General features: G+C 65.6%; 19 protein-coding genes and 1 pseudogene. 10 read left to right on the top strand and 10 right to left on the bottom strand.

Features of this window, described 5'->3' with window-relative positions; all coding sequences use genetic code 11:
• Positions 1–286, top strand: a 286-nt coding sequence (locus H1B27_RS35995) for a transposase (RefSeq protein ID WP_197965649.1), incomplete at its 5' end; no start/stop codon positions are given.
• On the opposite strand, the gene H1B27_RS35990 is transcribed toward H1B27_RS35995, so the two are convergent.
• Genes H1B27_RS35990 through H1B27_RS35975 form a run of 4 tightly spaced genes read right to left on the bottom strand, consistent with a single transcriptional unit; the run spans position 270 to position 3,070 of the window.
• The gene (locus H1B27_RS35990) at positions 270–446 is read right to left on the bottom strand and encodes a hypothetical protein (protein WP_197969308.1); all 177 of its coding nucleotides are present in this window, start codon (positions 444–446) and stop codon (positions 270–272) included. The two genes, H1B27_RS35995 and H1B27_RS35990, sit on opposite strands and share 17 nt — an antisense overlap.
• A gap of 47 nt (positions 447–493) precedes the next feature.
• Entirely contained in the window at positions 494–865 is a 372-nt protein-coding gene (locus H1B27_RS35985; RefSeq protein WP_197969303.1) for a dimethylsulfonioproprionate lyase family protein, read from the bottom strand.
• A gap of 27 nt (positions 866–892) precedes the next feature.
• Positions 893–1,531: an RraA family protein gene (locus H1B27_RS35980; RefSeq protein WP_197969302.1), complete on the bottom strand. Its 639-nt coding sequence runs from the start codon at positions 1,529–1,531 to the stop codon at positions 893–895.
• A 21-nt stretch (positions 1,532–1,552) separates the two neighbouring features.
• Positions 1,553–3,070: an AMP-binding protein gene (locus H1B27_RS35975; protein ID WP_197969301.1), complete on the bottom strand. Its 1,518-nt coding sequence runs from the start codon at positions 3,068–3,070 to the stop codon at positions 1,553–1,555.
• Positions 3,071–3,301: 231 nt separating this feature from the next.
• Between H1B27_RS35975 and H1B27_RS35970 the strand changes: the two genes are divergently transcribed.
• A complete protein-coding gene (locus H1B27_RS35970) occupies positions 3,302–3,925 on the top strand; it encodes a hypothetical protein (protein ID WP_197969300.1) in 624 nt (207 codons plus the stop codon).
• Positions 3,926–4,000: 75 nt separating this feature from the next.
• Here the strand turns inward: H1B27_RS35970 and H1B27_RS35965 are convergent, their stop codons facing one another.
• Entirely contained in the window at positions 4,001–5,038 is a 1,038-nt protein-coding gene (locus H1B27_RS35965; RefSeq protein ID WP_197969299.1) for a 2-dehydropantoate 2-reductase, read from the bottom strand.
• Positions 5,039–5,204: 166 nt separating this feature from the next.
• On the opposite strand from H1B27_RS35965, the gene H1B27_RS35960 reads away from it, so the two are divergent.
• On the top strand, positions 5,205–5,786 hold the full coding sequence (locus H1B27_RS35960) for a YidB family protein (protein WP_197969298.1): 582 nt from the start codon (positions 5,205–5,207) through the stop codon (positions 5,784–5,786).
• Positions 5,787–5,876: 90 nt separating this feature from the next.
• Complete coding sequence (locus H1B27_RS35955) at positions 5,877–6,149, top strand: GlsB/YeaQ/YmgE family stress response membrane protein (RefSeq protein ID WP_196236584.1); 273 nt, start codon at positions 5,877–5,879, stop codon at positions 6,147–6,149.
• A gap of 202 nt (positions 6,150–6,351) precedes the next feature.
• Here the strand turns inward: H1B27_RS35955 and H1B27_RS35950 are convergent, their stop codons facing one another.
• Complete coding sequence (locus H1B27_RS35950; protein WP_197969297.1) at positions 6,352–7,137, bottom strand: SDR family NAD(P)-dependent oxidoreductase; 786 nt, start codon at positions 7,135–7,137, stop codon at positions 6,352–6,354.
• A 247-nt stretch (positions 7,138–7,384) separates the two neighbouring features.
• Here H1B27_RS35950 and H1B27_RS35945 point away from each other — a divergent pair, with 247 nt between their 5' ends.
• The 3 genes from H1B27_RS35945 to H1B27_RS35935 are packed head-to-tail and all read left to right on the top strand — an operon-like array spanning position 7,385 to position 10,481.
• Complete coding sequence (locus H1B27_RS35945; RefSeq protein WP_197969296.1) at positions 7,385–8,449, top strand: acyl-CoA dehydrogenase family protein; 1,065 nt, start codon at positions 7,385–7,387, stop codon at positions 8,447–8,449.
• 17 nt (positions 8,450–8,466) lie between these two features.
• Positions 8,467–9,627 carry an acyl-CoA dehydrogenase family protein gene (locus H1B27_RS35940; protein ID WP_197969295.1) on the top strand — a complete coding sequence of 387 codons (1,161 nt, stop codon included), beginning with the start codon at positions 8,467–8,469 and terminating at the stop codon, positions 9,625–9,627.
• A gap of 41 nt (positions 9,628–9,668) precedes the next feature.
• Entirely contained in the window at positions 9,669–10,481 is an 813-nt protein-coding gene (locus H1B27_RS35935; RefSeq protein WP_197969294.1) for an enoyl-CoA hydratase/isomerase family protein, read from the top strand.
• A 199-nt stretch (positions 10,482–10,680) separates the two neighbouring features.
• Here the strand turns inward: H1B27_RS35935 and H1B27_RS35930 are convergent.
• The 3 genes and pseudogenes from H1B27_RS35930 to H1B27_RS35920 form a co-directional block, all read right to left on the bottom strand.
• Positions 10,681–11,432 (bottom strand): annotated as a pseudogene (locus H1B27_RS35930) (VOC family protein).
• A gap of 2 nt (positions 11,433–11,434) precedes the next feature.
• Positions 11,435–12,226 carry an enoyl-CoA hydratase gene (locus H1B27_RS35925; protein ID WP_197969293.1) on the bottom strand — a complete coding sequence of 264 codons (792 nt, stop codon included), beginning with the start codon at positions 12,224–12,226 and terminating at the stop codon, positions 11,435–11,437.
• 177 nt (positions 12,227–12,403) lie between these two features.
• Positions 12,404–13,609, bottom strand: coding sequence for an ABC transporter substrate-binding protein (locus tag H1B27_RS35920; protein ID WP_197969292.1), 1,206 nt, complete (start codon positions 13,607–13,609; stop codon positions 12,404–12,406).
• Between the two features lie 287 nt (positions 13,610–13,896).
• Here H1B27_RS35920 and H1B27_RS35915 point away from each other — a divergent pair, with 287 nt between their 5' ends.
• Together H1B27_RS35915 and H1B27_RS35910 are read left to right on the top strand one after the other, a co-directional pair.
• Positions 13,897–14,667 (top strand): thermonuclease family protein, encoded by a 771-nt coding sequence (locus tag H1B27_RS35915; protein WP_376709021.1) that lies wholly within the window; start codon positions 13,897–13,899, stop codon positions 14,665–14,667.
• Between the two features lie 36 nt (positions 14,668–14,703).
• Complete coding sequence (locus H1B27_RS35910) at positions 14,704–16,197, top strand: M48 family metalloprotease (RefSeq protein WP_197969291.1); 1,494 nt, start codon at positions 14,704–14,706, stop codon at positions 16,195–16,197.
• Positions 16,198–16,479: 282 nt separating this feature from the next.
• Here H1B27_RS35910 and H1B27_RS35905 read toward each other — a convergent pair whose 3' ends face one another.
• Entirely contained in the window at positions 16,480–17,808 is a 1,329-nt protein-coding gene (locus H1B27_RS35905; RefSeq protein ID WP_061882597.1) for an MFS transporter, read from the bottom strand.
• A gap of 181 nt (positions 17,809–17,989) precedes the next feature.
• Between H1B27_RS35905 and cyoA the strand changes: the two genes are divergently transcribed.
• A complete protein-coding gene (cyoA, locus tag H1B27_RS35900) occupies positions 17,990–19,150 on the top strand; it encodes a ubiquinol oxidase subunit II (RefSeq protein ID WP_197969290.1) in 1,161 nt (386 codons plus the stop codon).
• Positions 19,151–19,155: the final 5 nt, after the last annotated feature.

Raw genomic sequence — 19,155 nt, 5'->3', positions numbered from 1 at the left:
CCGAATCTTCATCTCTGGCCAGAAGCGCGGCGTCTTCGGTGTCATCAAGCGCGAGCTGCGCCGCCGTTCCGCCATCGAACCCATCATCGGACACCTGAAGACCGATGGCCACCTCGGCCGCTGCTACCTCAAAGGCCGCGCCGGCGATGCGGCCAACGTCATCCTCTCAGCCGTCGGCCACAACTTCCGCCGCATCCTCGCCTGGATCAGAGAACTCTTGTGCCTGTTCCTGATCCAGCTCTGGCGCACGCGCGCCTGTCCGGCCCCGCTCAATTCGGCTTCTTAACGGACGACTGCAGATTGCTCTGCAGCAGCCGCGCCATCGCGTCGGTCGAGCCGCCCGGCGGGAACGGCACCACCAGCGTAATCTTGCCGGCCTGCGCCGACGATGGCGCGATTGCGAGAATAGCGGGCGCTGTCAGCAGCGCCCGTCTTGTGATCGTCATCGTCCCCTCCCTCGTGTCTCCGCGCCCGGCTTTTGCTCTTTGGCGCTTCAGGTCGTTCCGAAACCCGACCCTGCTTTTCTGTATTCTGGCCGAGGCGGACTGAAGATGTCCAGCACCCGGGCGCCGTCGGGGCCGGCGCGCATGGTGTGCGGCACGTTGCCCGGCGTGCGCCAGAAATCGCCCTTCTTCACCGGGATCTCCTCGTCGCCCTGAACGCGGATGGCGGAGCCGTCGAGCAGCACGCCCCATTGCTCCTCGGGATGGTGATGCAGCGTGCCCTGCGCATGCGGCGCCAGCGTCACCACCGAGAGCATCGCCTGCTCGCCGGAGAAGATGCGCGTCGTCACTCCGCTTGCGAGCTCGCGGAACAGCCCATCGCTGGCATCGTCGACGTTGTGGAATTCGTCCTTCTGGCTCACACCACCCTCCCCTTCACGCGTGTCTGATCAGGCTTTGCCATAAGAGCCCTGGTAGCGGCCCTCGCGGATCGCCTTCAGCGTCTCCTCCTCGCGGGCGACCTGGGCGCGCACCGCGTCCAGCAGCGCGGCGGCGCCGGCGGCGGGAAACGACACCACGCCGTCCTCGTCGCCGACGACGATGTCGCCGGGCGAGATCACGCTGCCGCCGATGGTGACAGGCACGTTGATCTCGCCGGGGCCGTTCTTGTAGGGACCGCGATGGATCACCGCGCGCGCAAAGCAGGGAAAGTCGTCGGCCGCGAAAGCGGCGACGTCGCGGATGGCGCCGTCGATGACATAGCCTTCGGCTTTGCGCCACTGCGCGATGTTCTTCATGATCTCGCCGACCAGCGCCCGCGTCTCGTCGCCGCCGCCGTCGACCACGATGACGTCACCCGGGCCGACCAGGTCGAGCGCGCGGTGGATGGCGAGATTGTCGCCGGGGCGCGTGCGCACGGTGAAGGCGGTCCCCACCAGCTTGCCGCCGCGGTGATAGGGCTTCAGGCCCACCGCGCCCGGCAGCCGGGCGAGATTGTCCGAGATCACCGACGTCGGCGCGCCCCTGAAACCTTCGATGATATCGGCCGGCGGCTTCGGCACGCTGCTCGCCGCAATGGTGATCGTCATGTCAGTCCTTCCGTGTTTGTCTTACTCGACCTGCGCCCGCGCCTTCGAAGGCAAGATCCGGAAGGCGCGCCCCTCCTTCATCCACGCCGCGCGCTCATCGCGCAACAGCGTGCGGCGGACTTTACCGGAATCATCGCGCGGCGGAGCGCCGACGAACTCGAAACTTTCCGGATGCTTGTAGCGGCTCAGCCTGTCCTTCAGGAAGCCGGCCATGCCGTCGGCGATGGCCTGGCCGTCGGCATCGGGCTCCGGCTCGATGATGGCGTGGACACGCTGGCCCAATTCCGGATCGGGCAAGCCCACCACGACGCAGGAGCGCACGCCGGGGCAGGCAGAGACCGCGGCCTCGACCTCGGCCGGATAGATGTTGGCGCCGCCGCGCAAGACCATGTCGGCGAGGCGGTCGCCGAGATACAGATAGCCTTCCGCATCCAGCCGGCCGATGTCGCCGAGCGATTCCCAGCCATCAGTGCGGCGCTTCGGCTCGGCACCGAGATAGTGATAGGTGGCGTCCTTGCCGTCATTGTTGAGGAAGTAGATCTCGCCGGTTTCCCCGGGCGCAACATCGTTGCCGTCCTCGCCGATGATGCGAAGCTTCGCCATGTCGCCGATCTTGCCGACCGAGCCCTTGTGCGTCAGCCATTCCGTGCCGGAGATGATGCAGGCGCCCTGGCGCTCGGTGCCGCCATAGAGCTCCCAGATCCGCTCGGGCCCGAGCCAGGCGATCCAGTTCTCCTTCAGCCAGGGCGGCATCGGCGCGGCCATGTGGAAGACCGTCTGCAGGCTCGACACATCGTAGGCGTTGCGCACGTTATCCGGCAGCGCCCAGATCCGGTGCATCATGGTCGGCACGAAATTGACCCATTGCACGCGCTCGCGTTCGATCTGGCGCAGCGTCTCCTCGGCATCGAACTTGGTAAGGCCGGTGAGCTTGCCGCCGACGAACAGGGCGTAATGCGACACGATGAACGGTGCATTGTGGTAGAGCGGGCCGGGATTGAGCAGCGAAACCCCGAAGGGGATGTTGAGCGGCGGCGCGGCGACCGTGTCGGTCACCGCCGGCTGATGGTCGAGGATCACCTTGGGACGGCCGGTCGAGCCGCCTGAGGTCATCGCTTTCCAGTAGCGCGCCACCGGCGCATTGAGCGGCTCGTCCGAGAAACCTTCCGGCACGAAGTCCGCAGCCAGCCGGTTCGGCGCATTCCAGTCGGCCTCGCCGCCGACCACAAGCGTCGGCTTCAGAATATCGAGCACCGCGGCGGCTTCGCCGCGCGGCAGCCGCCATGACAGCGAAGTCGGCGTCGCCCCGCACTTCCATACCGCAAAGGAGGTCTCGAAGAACGTGTTGCCGTTCGGCAAGCCGATCGCCACGAAATCGCCGGGCTTGACGCCCCTGGCCGCGAACGCCCGGGCGCGCCGGTTGGCGCCACGCTCGAGCTCGTCCCAGGTCAGCGTGTCCTGCCCGTGACGGATGGCGATCGTGCCATGCGGTTTGCGTTCAGCGTACCAGCGCGGCACGTCGGACAGGGGCAGCAGCATCAGGCGTTTCCACTTCGTCTTCTTGGCGACGCCTCGGGAGTGAGGCGCTCACGGCATGAGTGTAACAGTCTGCCGGCAGGGCGCGGTGACTCCGGCGCCACGTCAAGCACAAAATGTCAGCATTGCAGCCATGAAATTTCCGAGTTCCATGGGTGACAAGGCGGCGATAAAGGGGCAAAAATCCGTCTCGACTCAGTTCGGGTTGAGTCTTGCAAGGAATGCTCTCGTAGAATGTCGGCCGTGGCTACATCGCGTCGTGCGGCGCTGTTTCTTGTGACCGCAGCAGGGTCTCTCCTGCTGACGCATGCGCACGCCGAGGCGCAATGGTGGAAACGCGCGCCGGTCGATTTCGAGGAATGCGCCGACGCCGCCGAGAAGGCCGCAACCAAATCCGAGAAGACTGCCGCGCTTGCCGATTGCAACGCCAAGTTTGCCGGCCGCCGCAAGCCGGGCGGCGGCTATTCCTATTACGACTTCCTTCAGGATCGCACCTTCGACATCGCCGGCCCCAATCCGACGCCGGAGGAACAGAAGAAGATCGACGAAGCCTACACCGCCTATCTCGCCAGCCAGCGCCGCAGCAATGAAGCGGCCCAGGCCACCGCTCGCCAGCAGCGCGAGCAGCAAGAGCAATTGGTGCAGCAGCTTCAGCAGGTTGCACTGCGAACCGAAGTCGAGCGCGTGCCTATTCCGGTCGAGCGGCCGAAGGTCCAGCAGGCAGCAGGCCCGAGGCCGAAGGGCGCGCCCTGCACCAAGGGCTCGTTCTCCTGCGAATGGCCGCGGCTATCGGAAAGCTTGAACGATCTGAAGAAGCTGTTCAACCCGACCCCGAGCAAGCCCGCGAAGAAGGGCTGAACTGGGGCCAAACACTCCGCTGTCGTCCCGGACAAGCGTAAGCGCAGATCCGGGACGACAGCGGAGAATGCAGCGTCAGTTCGTGCGCTTCTTCTTGCCCTGCTTCGGTTTGGCCACCGGCGTACTCGCAGGCTCCGTTACCGTCGGCGAACCACCCAACTGCGACCTGCTCTCCTGCAACCGCCTGTCGTAGCCGGGCGAGTTCATGACCGTCGGCGGGTTCCGCTCGGCGAGCGCGATGACCGCGCCCTGGAGATAGTCGATCTCGGTCCTGCGGCCCTGCTTCAGATCCTGCCACATCGAGGAGCGCGCCTCGGGATCGATCTTCATCGTGCGTCCCAGGATCGCATTGAAGATCGCATCGGGCAGCCGCAGCAAGGCCGGAGACCAGCTCATCGGGATCGGCGTCGCCGAGACCGGCGCGATGCCGGCCGCCTTCAGCGCGGCGAGCCCCTCGGCCATCTGGTCGGCGAACAATCTGCGCCAGTCGCGGTTCGCCAGTTGCGCGGCGAGCGGCAAGTCCGACAACGCGCTGAGCGCATTGTTCAAATTGATGATCAGCTTGCCCCATTGCACCCCGGTGATGTCGCCGCTCGCGCGCATCGTGAGGCCGGCGACCGAGAGCTTTCCGGCCGTGTTCTCCGCATCCTCCCCAATATGAATGTCGCCGGAGGTCGAGCGGTGGAAGCGGCCCCCGCCCATCGCGATCACGTTGAACGGCGCCATGCCGGCCAGCACGCGGCGGCCGCCGAGCCGCTCGCGCAGCACAGCGACATTGCCGACGCCGTTCTGAAGCGAGACGATGACGGCATCCTCAGGCGCATGCTGCGCGATCTGCTCGGCGACAGCGGCGGTGTCGGCGCTCTTCACCGTCACCAGCACGATGCCGGCGCTGTGGAAGATCGAGGGATCCTCCGACAGCGCCAGTTGCCCCGCACCGAGCCTCTTCTCGGAGCCGTCGAAATCGGTCAGAAGCAGGCCGAACCGTTCGATCTCGGTCTTCACCCGCGGCCGCACCAGCAGCGCGACGCGGCGGTCGGCGGCCGCCAGCATGCCGCCGACGAAACAGCCGATGGCGCCCGCGCCGGCGACTACGATCGGTCGATTTGTCATAACTCGCGTTGCTCAACCTGAACGGCCCGCCTTCGATAGCAGAGGCCAGGCCGGCAACCAATCGCGGTGCATCCGACTTGTAACGGTCATGCGTGCCCCATATGTTTTCGCTCCGGGGGCAGTCAGCGGCGAGCGCTCGCCGAACCAGAGGCCAAAGGAGAGCACCATGGGTCTACTCGACGTCCTCAATGGCATGCAGAACGGCCCGCGCGGCCCGAGCACACCGAGCTCCGAGAAATCCTCCGGCGGCATGTCGCCGATGACCATGGCGCTGCTCGGCCTGCTCGCCTGGAAGGCATTCAAGCATTTGACGGCAGGCCAGCAGCCCGGTGCGGCGCCTGCCCCGCAACCGCGGTCGCCGCTACCGCCTCCGACGCAGGCAAATGCGGGCGGCCCCGGCGGCGGTCTCGGCGATTTGCTCAAAGGTGGCCTCGGCGGCCTGCTCGCGGGCGGCGCGGCCGGCACCGTGCTCAGCGGTGGGCTCGGTGATCTCCTCAACCAGCTCCAGCAGGGCGGCCAGGGCGAAGCCGCGAATTCCTGGGTCGGCAGGGGCGAGAACAAGCCGATCGCACCGGGCGATCTCGCCAGCGCGCTCGGCGCCGACCAGATCGACAGCCTATCCGCCCAGAGCGGCCTGTCACGCGAGGAACTGCTCTCCGGCCTCAGCCAATATCTGCCGCAGGTGATCGACCATCTGACGCCGGACGGACGGCTGCCGACCGAGAACGAAATCTCGGGCCGAATCTGAACTTCTTGGTCTGAGCATGATCTATTCGGAGAACCGCGACACACTTCTCCGGATCATGCTCGAAGCGTTCTCGGGAAGGGGAGCACACTCATGAGCATGGGCGGCCTGTTGTGGATCATCGTCGTCGGCTTCGTCGCCGGCCTCATCGCGCGCTGGCTGGCGCCGGGACCGAACAACCCGAGCGGCTTCATCCTCACAACCATCCTCGGCATCGCGGGCGCATTTCTGGCGACTTTCATCGGCCAGGCCATCGGCCATTACAGCCCCGACCAGGGCGCTGGCTTCATCATGGCCACGATCGGCGCCGTGGTGGTGCTGTTCATCTGGCACCGGCTGGTGGCGAGCGGCGTGATCAAGGGGTGATCACACTCGGTGTCGTCCCGGACAAGCGCGCCCCAAGCGCGCGCCGATCCGGGACCCATAGTCACAGGGAGCAGTTTGGCGAAGACTCGGAGTGATCAGAGTCGCGCAGCAACTCCTCCCCGTGGTTATGGATCCCCGCGTTCGCGGGGATGACACCCGTGTTGGCCGCACCATTGGAGCGTCACAGCGACAAGACACCCAATCACGCAATCAAGTGCATCCCCGCATCCATGCGCACGACCTCGCCGGTCATGTTGCTGGAGGCCGGCATCGCCAGGAAGCAGACGAGTTGCGCGATGTCTTCTGCGCGCGAGGCGACCTTCAGCGGCACCCTCGCGACAACGCTGTCGCGCACCTGCTTGGCCCCTGCCTCGCCGCGGCCCTTGGTGAACCAGGGCGTGTCGATATAGCCGGGGCATACCGTGTTGACGCGGATCAGCGGCGCCAGCGCACGCGACAGCGACAACGTCATGGTGTTGAGTGCGCCCTTGCTCGCGGCGTACGCGATCGACGAGCCGACACCGCTGATGCCGGCGACCGAGGACACGTTGACCACCGCGGACGGACGCCCCGAAGCCTTCGCGCCCGCCTCGAGCAGGCTGCGCGCCGCGCGCACCATCTGGAACGGGCCGATGGTGTTGACGCCGTAGACCCGCTGGAAATCCTCCGCCGACAATCCGTCGAGATCGGCGTGAGCGACATGCTTGGTGGTGCCGGCATTGTTGACGAGCACGTCGAGCCGGCCCCAGGGCGCAGCGGCAGCTACGATCCTGCGGCAATCATCATCCTTTGAGACGTCGCCCTGCACGACAAGGACCTCCGCCGCGCCGGCCTTGCGGCAGAGTTCGGCCGTGGCCTCGGCGTCCTTCTGGCTCGACGAATAGTTGATGACGAGCCGCGCCCCGCTCCGCGCGAAAATCTCCGCGGTCGCCGCGCCGAGGCCGGATGCCGATCCTGTCACGATTGCGCACAGATTGTCCTCTGCCATCCCGAATTCCTTCCCCTGTTCTGACGTTGGCGTCCTCTTTAGCGAGTTTGCCGCGCCCTGCAAATCGAGCAAACTCCGCTAAGCGGAATTAGCCTCCTGTTGGCCCTTGCGCCCATGCCCGCGCCGCAGGTTGACCTGCGGTCAACGCTTGTCAGGGCCATGGCTTTTTCCGATCATCGGGCGCAAGAAGAGACCGCGCACCCGCCTACGGAACGGGATGCGCCAATGGCAAGACACGGGGAACGCTGTGGCGGAGAGTGATAATATCGTCGTCGAGACTGCGGAGAAAATCTTCGCCGATCTCGCCGATCCGCAAACCATCAACAACGACAAGAAGGATTCATGGCAGGCGCCGCTGTGGCGGGCGCTGAGCGAGGCGGGCCTTCCATTGTCCTGGGTGCCCGATGATCTCGGCGGCTCCGGCGCGAGCCTCGCCGATGGCTTTGCGCTGCTGAACGCCGCCGGCCGTTTCGCGGTCGCGGTGCCTCTGGCCGAGACCATGCTGGCGGGGTGGCTGCTGGCGCAGGCCAGGATCTCATCGCCCGAAGGCGAGATGACGGTGCTGCCGGCTTCGCCGAAGGACCGCATCAGCCTCGATGCCGATGGCGCGCTCTCCGGACGTGCCCGCGGCGTGCCGTTCGCGAAGACAGCGAGGCACTTCGCGGTGCTGGCGCACGGCAAGGACGGTGTTTCCATCGCGCTGGTCGATGCGGCCAGGACGCGGATCGAGGCCGGGCTCAATGTCGGCTACGACCACAGCGATACCGTCACGCTCGACAAGGTCCAGCCCGTCGCCATCAAGCCCGCGCCGAAGGGCTGCGACCAGACCACCCTGATGCTGATGGGCGGCGTCGCGCGCAGCCTTCAGATCGCCGGTGCATTGGAATCGATGCTCGATATCTCCGTGCGCTATTCCAACGAGCGCGTCGCCTTCGAGAAGAAGATCTCGAAATTCCAGGCCGTGCAACACAATCTCGCGCGCCTTGCCGGCGAGTCCGCCGCGGCGCTTGCGGCGGCGACGTCGGCCGCCGACGCGATCGCCAACGCAAGATCCTTCAACGACGAGGTCTATCTCGAAGCCGCCTCCGCCAAGATCCGCTGCGCGGAAGCAGCCGAGAAAGGCGGCGGCATCGCGCATCAGGTCCACGGCGCGATTGGCTTCACCATGGAGCACATCCTGCACCGCTATTCGCTACGGGCGCTGGCCTGGCGCGACGATTTCGGCTCGGAAAGCTACTGGGCCGTCGAGCTCGGCAGGCTGGTCGCAAACCGCGGCGCCGACGAATTGTGGCCGCTCGTGGCGTCGCGCTGATCAGGAGACGAGACACAATGACCGCTGCCCTCCGTTTCGATCCGATCCGCCTGCCGGAGAAGTGCGAACAGCTGCGCAAGGAAGTGCGCGCCTTCCTCGCCGAGGAAATCGCCGCCGGCACCTTCGACCCGCACAAGCCCAACCGCGAGGACACCGACGCGCCGGAATTTTCCCGCCGGGTCGGCGCCAAGGGCTGGCTCGGCATGACCTGGCCGAAAAAGTATGGCGGCCAGGAACGCTCCTTCCTCGAGCGCTACGTGGTGACCGAGGAGATGCGCGTCGCCAACGCGCCGACGCGGCGCTTCTTCGTCGCCGACCGCCAGAGCGGGCCGGTGCTGCTGAAATACGCCCCTGAAAACATCAAGATGGAGATCCTGCCGCGCATCTGCCGCGGCGAGGTCTGCTTTGCCATCGGCATGAGCGAGCCGAACTCCGGCTCCGACCTGTTTGCGGCGAAGACGCGCGCGACCAGGACCGATGGCGGCTATCTCATCAACGGCACCAAGATCTGGACCTCATCGGCACACATCGCAGACTACATGATCGCGATCTTCCGGACCTCGCCGCCGACCAAGGAAAACCGCCGCCACGGCCTGACGCAGTTCCTGGTCAAGATGAAGCAGCCGGGCATCAAGGTGAACCCGATCGGCCAGATCACCGGCCAGTACGAGTTCAACGAGGTCGTCTTCACCGACCATTTCATCCCTGATGATCACGTGCTCGGCGAGGTCGACGGCGCCTGGAAGCAGGCGACCTCGGAGCTCGCCTACGAGCGCTCGGGCCCCGAGCGCTTCCTCGAAACCTATTACGTACTGACCGAGCTCGTCCGCGCAGTCGGTCCCAATCCGGACACGCGCAGCGCCGAGGGCATCGGCCGGCTGGTGGCGCAACTCCACACCATGCGGCGCATGTCGGTCTCGGTTGCCGGCATGCTGGAAGCCGGCAAGGAGCCGGTGGTCGAAGCGTCCATCGTCAAGGACATCGGCACGGTCTGGGAGCAGCAGCTTCCGCACCGCGTGCGCGACCTCGCCGCCTTCGTCGAGGAGACCGCGAGCAACCGCGAGACGCTGGAGCGGCAGCTCGACTTCGCCATCAAGACCGCGCCGAAACTCACCATCCAGGGCGGCACCACCGAGGTGCTGCGCGGCATCATCGCCCGCGGCCTTGGCTTGCGCTAATCGCGCGGATCTGGCTTGCGCTAATTCAATCGAGGATCATCATGAGCACCTATAAAGATATCGGCGTCGAGAAGGTCGGGCATGTCGGCAACATCGAGATCCGCCGGCCGCCGCTCAACTTCTTCGACATCTCGCTGATCAACCAGATCGCGGATGCGCTCGAGGAGTTCGACCGCGACATCGAGATCCGTGCTTCCGTTCTTTCCGCGCAGGGCAAGGCGTTCTGCGCCGGCGCGAATTTCGGCGATCCGGCCCGGCAGGAACAGGAGGCGCGCGAGGCTAACAAGAAAGGCGACCCCGCCGACAGCCTTGGCCCAATCAACCATCTCTACATCCAGGCGGTGCGCATCTTCCGCGCCAAGAAGCCAATCGTTGCCGCCGTTCAGGGCGCGGCCATCGGCGGCGGACTCGGGCTCGCGGTCTCCGCCGATTTCCGCGTCACCTGCCCCGAGGCGCGCTTCTCCGCGAACTTCACCAAGCTCGGCTTCCATCCCGGCTTCGGCCTGACCGTGACGCTGCCGGAGCTGATCGGCAAGAACAACGCCGAACTGATGTTCTACACCAGCCGCCGCGTCACCGGCGAGGAGGCCTACAAATGGGGCCTCGCCAACGAGCTGGTGCCGCAGGACCAGGTGAAATCGGCCGCGATGAAGCTCGCCGGCGAGATCGCCGAATGCTCCCCGCTCGGCCTGCTCTCCACCCGCGCCACGATGCGCGCCGGCCTCGCCGACCGCGTCATGGCCGCGACCAATCACGAGCTCGCCGAGCAGACCAGGTTGCGGGCGACGGAAGACTTCAAGGAAGGCGTGAAGGCGACGGAAGAGCGGCGGGTCGCGAATTTCAAAGGGCGGTGATTGCGGCGGCGTTCGCCGTATCACTTTGACATCGCCACAACTTCCCCTGTCGTCCCTGCGAAAGCAGGGACCCATAACCACAGGGAGGAGTTTGGCGAAGACTCGGAATTTTCATCCCGTCATAACCTCTCCCCGTGGCTATGGGTCCCGGATCTGCGCTTCGCTTGTCCGGGACGACGCCGGGGTGTGTGGCAACCGCTCAAGCCCCAAGCCGAAACGTCACCCCGCTGAGCAGAAACTCGTTGCCCCCGACCGCGAGCCCCTTTGCCTTGGCGGTATGCAGCACCTGCGCCACGTCGGTCACACGAAACTCCAGCGCGCTCATGATCTCGCTGGCGCCCTTGACGAAGCGGAAGGTCGCATTGGGCAGCTTCAGTTCAGCCTCATCATTCGGCGCAATCCCGATGATCTTGCCCCAATGCTCCGCCAGCCCTTGCGGGTCCGGGCTCTGCATCTCCACCGCCGTCAGCGCCTGCTCACATCCTTGCGGATGAATTTTTGCCAGTCGGGTCCCGCCGGCGGGTAGGCGCCAAGAATGTCGTCGCTGCCTTCGGTGTGGTTGAACTCGATGAAGGCGGCGCGGCAGTCGCGGGGGTGAAGCTGCACGCCGTGATAGGGCGCATGGTCGATGACGTTGGCGGTGCGCACGCCGAGCGCGTTGGCGTTGCGGCCGCGCTCGTCCGGATCGTTGCAGCAGAAGATCGCCATGTAGCCGCCGCGGCCGCCGGTCTTCTCGATGAAGCGGCCGGCCGTAGTGCCCTCCTTGAACGGCGCAACCACCTCCAGCAGAATCGTGTCGACCGGGAGCAGCGCGTTCTCCAGACCGTACTTGGCGACATTACCGTCGCGGTAGCAGACGGCGAGGCCCATGATCCGACCGATATCCGTGATGACGGGCTCGAGCTGCGGCGCGACCAGGCAGATCTGCCGCAGCCGGACATAGGGCGCCATCGTCATGCGCCCTTGAAGGTCGGCTTGCGCTTCTCGACGAAGGCCTTAGCGGCCTCCTTGTGGTCCTCGGTGTCGCCGCAACGGGTGTGATGGATCGCCTCGCCGTCGAAGCAATCCTCCAGCGCCAGATGCTCGGCATTGTTGATGTTGCGCTTGATGAAGCCGAGCGCGATTGACGGGCCCTGCGCCAGCGACAGCGCGAGCTCGTGCGCGGCGGCATCGATCTCGGCGTCGGGCACGACCTTCGTCACCATACCGATCGCATGTGCCTCCTTCGCGGTGAGCACCGGCGACATCAGATAGAGCTCGCGTGCCCGCGCGCTGCCGAGCAGCTGGGTGAGAAAATAGGTGCCGCCGTAGTCACCGGAGAAGCCGACCTTCGCAAAAGCAGTCGTGATCTTGCAGGATTCGGAGGCAATCCGCAGGTCGCAGGACAGCGCCATCGACAGGCCGGCGCCGGCCGCCGCGCCATCGAGCTGGGCCACCACGGGCTTCGGCATCTGATGCAGGATGCGCGAGACCTCCATGCCGCGGCGGAGGTTTGCGAGCTTCTGCTCGAACGGCAGCGGCGCGCGCCCTGCTGCCATCGACTTGACGTCGCCGCCGACGCAGAAGGAGCCGCCGGCGCCCTTGAACAGCACCGCCCGCACCTCCGGATCATCAGCCGCGCGCCGCGCCGCTTCGACCAGCCCGGCGACCATCTCGGGGTTGAGCGCGTTCTTCCGCTCGGGACGGTTCATGGTGATGGTGAGCAGCCCACCTTCGAGCTTCTGCAGGACCATGTCGTTGCTCATGCGGCGTCTCCCTTGTTGTTATTCGGCTCCGTCATTCCGGGGCGCGACGAAGTCGCGAGCCCGGAATCCATTTCTCAACCGTCGATGCCGCCCGATGGATCCCGGGTTCTCGCTACGCGAGCCCCGGGATGACGACCCATTGTTGAGGCGCGCTCGTCGTCACGACGACTCACGCCGTCACTTCTTCACCAGCGGGCAGCGCGACTGCTCCAGTGACTGGAACGCCTCGTTGCCGGGGACGGTGGCGAGCAGCTTGTAGTCGTCCCAGCGGCCCTTGGACTCCGACGGCTTCTTCACCTCGAACAGATACATGTCGTGGATCATGCGGCCGTCCTCGCGGATCTTGCCATTCTTGGCGAAGAAGTCGTTGATCGGCGTTTCCTTCATCACCTTCATCACCGCCGCGGCGTCAGTCGTGCCGGCCGCCTTCACGGCCTTCAGGTAGTGTGTGACGGAGGAATAGACACCGGCCTGCGCCGAGGTCGGCACCCGCTTGGTGCGCTCCATGAAGCGCTTCGAGAAGGCGCGCGTGTCGTCGTTGAGGTCCCAGTAGAACGCCTCGGCCAGCAACAGGCCCTGCGCGGTCTCGAGCCCGATCGAATCGATATCGGAGACGAAGGCGAGCAGCGGCGAGACCTTCTGTCCGCCCTTGGTGATGCCGAACTCGGCCGCCTGCTTGATCGCGTTGACGGTGTCGCCGCCGGCATTGGCGAGCCCGATGACTTTGGCTTTGGAAGCCTGGGCCTGCAGCAGGAACGAGGAGAAATCCGACGTGTTGAGCGGATGGCGCACGCTGCCGAGCACCTTGCCGCCGGTCTTGGTCACGACGCTGCCGGTGTCCTTCTCCAGGTCCTGGCCGAAGGCGTAATCGGCGGTGAGGAAGAACCAGGTGTCGAGACCCGACTTCACAGCCGCAAGGCCGGTCACGTTGGCCTGGCCGTAGGTGTCGAACACGTAGTGCACGGTGTAGGGACCGCAGGCCTCGTTGGTGAGGCGGATCGAGCCCGGGCCGTTGAACATGATGATCTTGTTGCGCGCTTTCGCGATCTCGCCGGCGGCAAGCGCGGTCGCGGAGGCCGCGACGTCGTAGATCATCTCGACGCCCTGGTTGTCGAGCATGTCGCGGGCGATGTTGGCGGAGAGATCCGCCTTGTTGAGATGGTCGGCCGCCAGCACCTGGATCTTGCGCCCCAGCACCTCGCCTCCAAAATCCTCGACGGCCATTTTGGCCGCAGTTTCGCTGCCGGGACCGGTGATGTCGGCATACAGGCTCGACATGTCGAGGATGCCGCCGATCTTCAGCGGCGGCTTGTCCTGAGCCTGCGCCGCGCTTGCACTCAATGCAAAAGCGGCGGCAAAAATGCTGGGCAAGAGTCTCTTCATCGAAAACGATCTCCCTTTATCGCGCCGTACTCTGATGGCGGCTTGGTTATTGCTCTTGGCTATAGCTCTTGGCTATAGCTGTTCGCTCTCGCTATTGCCGCAATCCTGCCGCATGCGCAACAGCGCAGCACGCATGCGGGTGTTGAGAGCACACGATTGCCGCGCGCGTTTTCCGCAAAGCGGAATGGTGAGATGCGGAGCCTCCGCGCCGTCACTGCGAGGAAGACTCTTCGTGGCCCACGGCGCTTGAGTTATGATCCGCCTGCAACGCAACCTCTCCGGGTCACGTGACGCGACTGCTTCATCTCATCGTCACATGTCTTCTCGTCGCGAGAAGCACCGCGCTCGCCAATCCGTGCCAGTTCGAATCCCAGGACGAAGGCCGCGTTGCCGCGATCGTCGATGCGCGCAGCGTGCGTCTCGACGACGGCCGCGATATTCGCCTTAGCGGGATCGAGCCGACAGCGGCGACGAAGCAGGCGCTGGCCTCGCTGCTCTCCGGCCGCGACGTGACGCTGCGAAGCGCTGACGACACGCCCGATCGCTATGGCCGCCAGGGCGCGCTGGTCTTCGTCGGCGGAAGCGACACCCCGGTGCAGGCGACGCTGCTCGCCCGGGGCGACGCCATGGTCTCGGCCGAGATCGCGGACAAGGACTGCGCGGCCTCCCTGATGGCGTCAGAAGCCGCGGCACGGCGCCAAAAAATTGGCAGCTGGGCTGACCCGTCGGCCATAAAAAACGCGGAAAGTCCGGACGATATTTTGGCGGAGATCGGGCGTTTTACGGTGGTCGAAGGCAAAGTCCTGTCGGTCCGGCAAGCTGGGGCAACGACCTACCTCAACTTCGGACGGAACTGGACACGTGGCTTTGCCGTGACTATTTCAAAGCGCACGCTGTCGGCGTTCGAAGGCGCCGGTATCAGCCTTAAGTCCCTGGAGAATAAGCGTATTCGGGTTCGGGGCTGGGTTGAGGGGAGTACGGGGCCGCGCATCGATGTGCGCCTCGTGGGGCAGGTCGAGTTGCTGGGCGCAAACGAGCCGACAGGGGTAAGGCCTTAAGGTCAGGCCAGGCACGGGTTAAGCGACGTGGATGGGGTGCTAGAACGGCACGTACGGGTTGAACGCCGCCGCCTGCGGGCGGCGCCGGCCGCGCTGTGCCTTGTTCTGGGCACGGCTGCTCTCGCCGGTTGTGGCGATATGGGCCGGTTCCAGACCGCAGCGGCCCCGGCGACCGTCGTGCTGCCGAAGCCGAAGCCCGCCGTGGCTCAAACCCCCGCCACCGAGAAGGAGCACGAGCGCATCCTGGCGAGCTATGGCGGCACCTATGACGATCCCAAGCTCGAGGCGCTGGTCAGCAAGACCGTCGACCGGCTGGTCGCGGCTTCCGACCGCCCCGATCAGGGCTACAAGGTCACCATCCTCAATTCCGGCGCGGTGAACGCGTTCGCACTGCCGAACGGCCAGCTCTATGTCACGCGCGGCCTGCTCGCGCTCGCCAGCGACACCTCCGAATTGTCTTCCGTGCTCAGCCACGAGATGGCGCATGTGCTGTCCAAGCACGCCGCGATGCGCGAGGACCAGGCCCGCCAGGCCGCGATCGTCACCCGCGTCGTCACCGACATGAGCAACGATCCGGATCTCACCGCGCTGGCGCTGGCCAAGACCAAGCTCACCATGGCGAGTTTCTCGCGCAAGCAGGAGATCGAGGCCGACGGCATCGGGGTCGGCATTTCCGCCAAGGCACATTTCGATCCCTATGGCGCGGCGCGCTTCCTCTCGGCGATGGAGCGCAATGCCGAGCTGAAGGCCGGCAAGAGCTCGCTCGATCCGCGCGCGCAGGATTTCACCTCGTCGCATCCGGCAACTCCGGAACGCGTGCAGAACGCGCAGAATATCGCGCGGCAATACACGGCGCCGGAGGGCGCCGAGCGCGACCGCGAAAGCTATCTCGCCGCGATCGATAACCTCGTCTATGGCGAAGATCCCAGCGAAGGCTTCGTCCGCGGCCGGCGTTTCCTGCATCCGAAGCTCGGCTTCACCTTCCAGGCGCCGGACAATTTCACGCTCGACAACACCGCGCAGGCCGTGATCGGCGTGCGCGAGGGCGGCGCGCAGGCGATGCGCTTCGACGTGGTGCGCGTGCCGGCCGAACAGTCGCTCGGCGACTACCTGAATTCGGGCTGGATGGAAGGCGTCGAGAAGGCGTCGACCGAGGATATCACGATTAACGGGTTTCCGGCAGCGTTCGCGACCGCCAAGGGCGATCAGTGGCAGTTCAAGGTCTATGCGCTGCGCTTCGGCAGCGACGTCTACCGCTTCATCTTCGCGACACGGCAGAGGTCGACCGAGAGCGATCGCAACGCGCGCGAGACTGTCAACTCGTTCCGTCGCCTGACACTCGAAGAGATCCAGGCTGCGCGCCCGCTGCGCATCAAGGTCATCACCGTGCAGCCCGGCGATACCGTGGAATCGCTCTCCCACCGCATGGCCGGCGTCGATCATCCCACCGAGCGCTTCCGCGTGCTGAACGGCCTCGATCGCACCGCCCAGGTGAAGGTGCGCGATCGCGTGAAGATCGTGGCGGATTGACGTGCGCTAAGCGCACGTCATCCCGGGGCGCGCTTGGCGCGAACCCGGGATCTGGAGCAACACATTCCGCTGTCGTCCCGGACAAGCGTCAGCGCAGATCCGGGACCCATGGCCACGGGATTTGATTTGGCGAAGACTTCGGAGTGCTCAACCAGCTCCATAACCCCTCGCCGGGATTATGGGTCCCGGATCGGCGCTCCGCTCCAGACAACGCTGCGCGTTGTCTGGAGCTGCGCTTGTCCGGGACGACGACTTGAGTAGGAGGAGCCGTCTGCGCGCCAATCAGCGCCCCGCGTCCATGTCGCCGGCCTCACGCTGGCCGCTGAGCCAGAGCGCGAGCAGGGTCCAGAACGCGCCCGAGAGCAGATACGCACCCGAAGCGATGACGCCGAGATTGGTGGCGAGCAGCAGCGCCACCAGCGGGGCAAAGCCGGCGCCGAACAGCCAGGCCATGTCGGAGGTCAATGCCGAAGCCGTGTAGCGGTACGTCTGCCGGAAGTTCGAGGCGATTGCACCGGAGGACTGGCCAAAGGAGAGGCCGAGCAGGATGAAGCCGATCACCATGTAGATGGTCTCTCCGAACGCGCCGGCATCGAGCAGCTGCGGGGCAAAGCCGCTATAGATCGCGATCGCGATCGCCGATCCCATCAGCAGCGATTTGCGGCCGACGCGGTCGGCGATGATCCCGGAGATCACGATCGCGGCGACACCGAACATGGCGGCGACGATCTCGATGATCAGGAAGCGCACCGGGCTCTCGCGGGTGAACAGGAACACCCAGGACAGCGGAAACACCGTGACCATGTGGAACAGCGCAAAGCTCGCCAGCGGCGCGAAGGCCCCGAGCATGATGTTCTGGCCTTCGCGCGCGACCGTCTCGGAGATGCGCGAGGGCTGCAATTCGCGGCTCTCGAACAGCGAGGCGTATTCTTCCGTCGTCACCATGCGCAGGCGCGCGAACAGCGCCACGACGTTGATGGCGAAGGCGACGAAGAACGGGTAGCGCCAGCCCCAGTCGAAGAAATCATCGGCCGAGAGGAGGCCGGCGAAATAGGCGAACAGCGCGCTCGCCACGATCAGGCCCAGCGGTGCGCCGAGCTGCGGCACCATCGCGTACCAGCCGCGCTGGGAAGCCGGTGCATTCAGCGCCAGCAGCGAAGCCATGCCGTCCCAGGCGCCGCCCCAGGCCAGACCCTGCGCGATGCGCGCCAGCGCCAGCAGCCAGATCGCGGCAACGCCGATCTCGTGATAGCCGGGCAGGAACGCGAGCGCGACGGTGGCGGTGCCGAGCAGGAACAGCGCCGAGATCAGCTTGGCCGTCTTGCCGTATTCCCGGTCGATCGTCATGAAAATGACGGTGCCGATCGGCCGGGCCATGAAGGCCAGCGCGAAGATCATGAACGAATAAAGCGTGCCGGTCAGTTCGCTCGCGAACGGAAACACCAGGCGCGGGAACACGATCACCGAGGCGATCGCGAAGACGAAGAAGTCGAAGAATTCCGAGGTGCGGCCGATGATGACGCCGATAGCGATCTCGCCTGGACTGGCCTGGTCGTGGCCATGCTCGCCCGTGTGGAGGTCTGCCATTGCGGGGGTCTGTGCCGTCGCCATTCGTGCGCCCTTAACGTCCTGAAAACCAAAGCCGACCGCCCGGCTGAAGGCCAGGCAATCCGGTTCTGTCTGTCCCAACATTCCGCACTGCAACATTGGACAAATTGTCCAATGTCCGGATTGTTGCATCGCAGCTACCCGTTGCCCCCGCAAAGGAAACTCATTCTCAAAGGCTCGGCCCGTGTCTCGTCTCAAGATCCTGGCGCTACTACCCCTGGCAGTTGCGCTCAGCGGCTGCAACTACGTCGTGCTGGCGCCAGCCGGCGACATCGCTGCCCAGCAGCGCGACCTCGTCATCATCTCCACCGTCCTGATGCTCCTGATCGTCCTCCCCGTGATGGCGCTGACGGCGCTGTTCGCCTGGCGCTACCGCCAGTCCAACACGGCCGCTCGCTACGAGCCGGAATGGGACCACTCGACCAAGCTTGAGCTGGTGATCTGGTCGGCGCCGCTGCTGATCATCGTCTGCCTGGGCGCGCTGACCTGGATGGGCACGCATCTGCTCGATCCGTACCGCACGCTCGGCCGCATTCATGCCGACCGCGCCGTGGACCAGTCCAAGGCCCCGCTCGAGGTCGATGTCGTCGCGCTCGACTGGAAGTGGCTCTTCATCTATCCGGGCTACGGCATTGCGACCGTCAACGAGTTGGCCGCGCCCATCGATCGTCCGATCAACTTCCGCATCACCGCCTCCTCGGTGATGAACTCGTTCTACATCCCCGCGCTCGCCGGCCAGATCTACGCAATGCCGGGCATGGAGACCAAGCTCCACGCCGTCGTCAACCACCCCGGCACCTACAAGGGGTTCTCGGCGAATTACAGCGGCGCCGGCTTCTCCGGCATGCACTTCAACTTCCAGGGCCTCGACGACAAGGGCTTTGACGCCTGGATCGCCAGCGCCAAGTCGGCCGGCGGCTCGCTCGGCCGCGCCGAATATCTCCAGCTCGAAAAGCCCAGCCAGAACGAGCCGGTGCGGCGCTGGGGCACCGTCGATGCCGATCTCTACCGCCTGATCCTCAATATGTGCGTCGAGACCGGCAAGATGTGCCAGAGCGAGATGATGGCGATCGACGCCAAGGGCGGCGCCGGCCATCAGGGCCTGAACAACACGCTGCCGCTGGCCTACGACAAATACGCCCGCCGCGGCACCGCGCTTGGGCCGGAGCCGAGCTTCGTCGCCGGCACCTGCACGCCGGATGCGCCGCAGGGCAAGACCACCGCCTCGATCGCGGCCCCGACCGACACCATGCCGCTCATCGGCGCCGGCCTGAAGCGGCCGTCGTTCACGCCGCTCAAGTCCTCGTCCTTCTTCCTCGGACAGCGTCCGAAGTCAGACTCCTAGTAGAG

The sequence above is a fragment of the Bradyrhizobium diversitatis genome, from assembly GCF_016031635.1.
In the GTDB taxonomy this organism is placed as follows: Bacteria; Pseudomonadota; Alphaproteobacteria; order Rhizobiales; family Xanthobacteraceae; genus Bradyrhizobium; species Bradyrhizobium diversitatis.
Note: the sequence above shows the minus strand (reverse complement) of the source record. Positions and strands in the feature narration are given on the sequence as shown.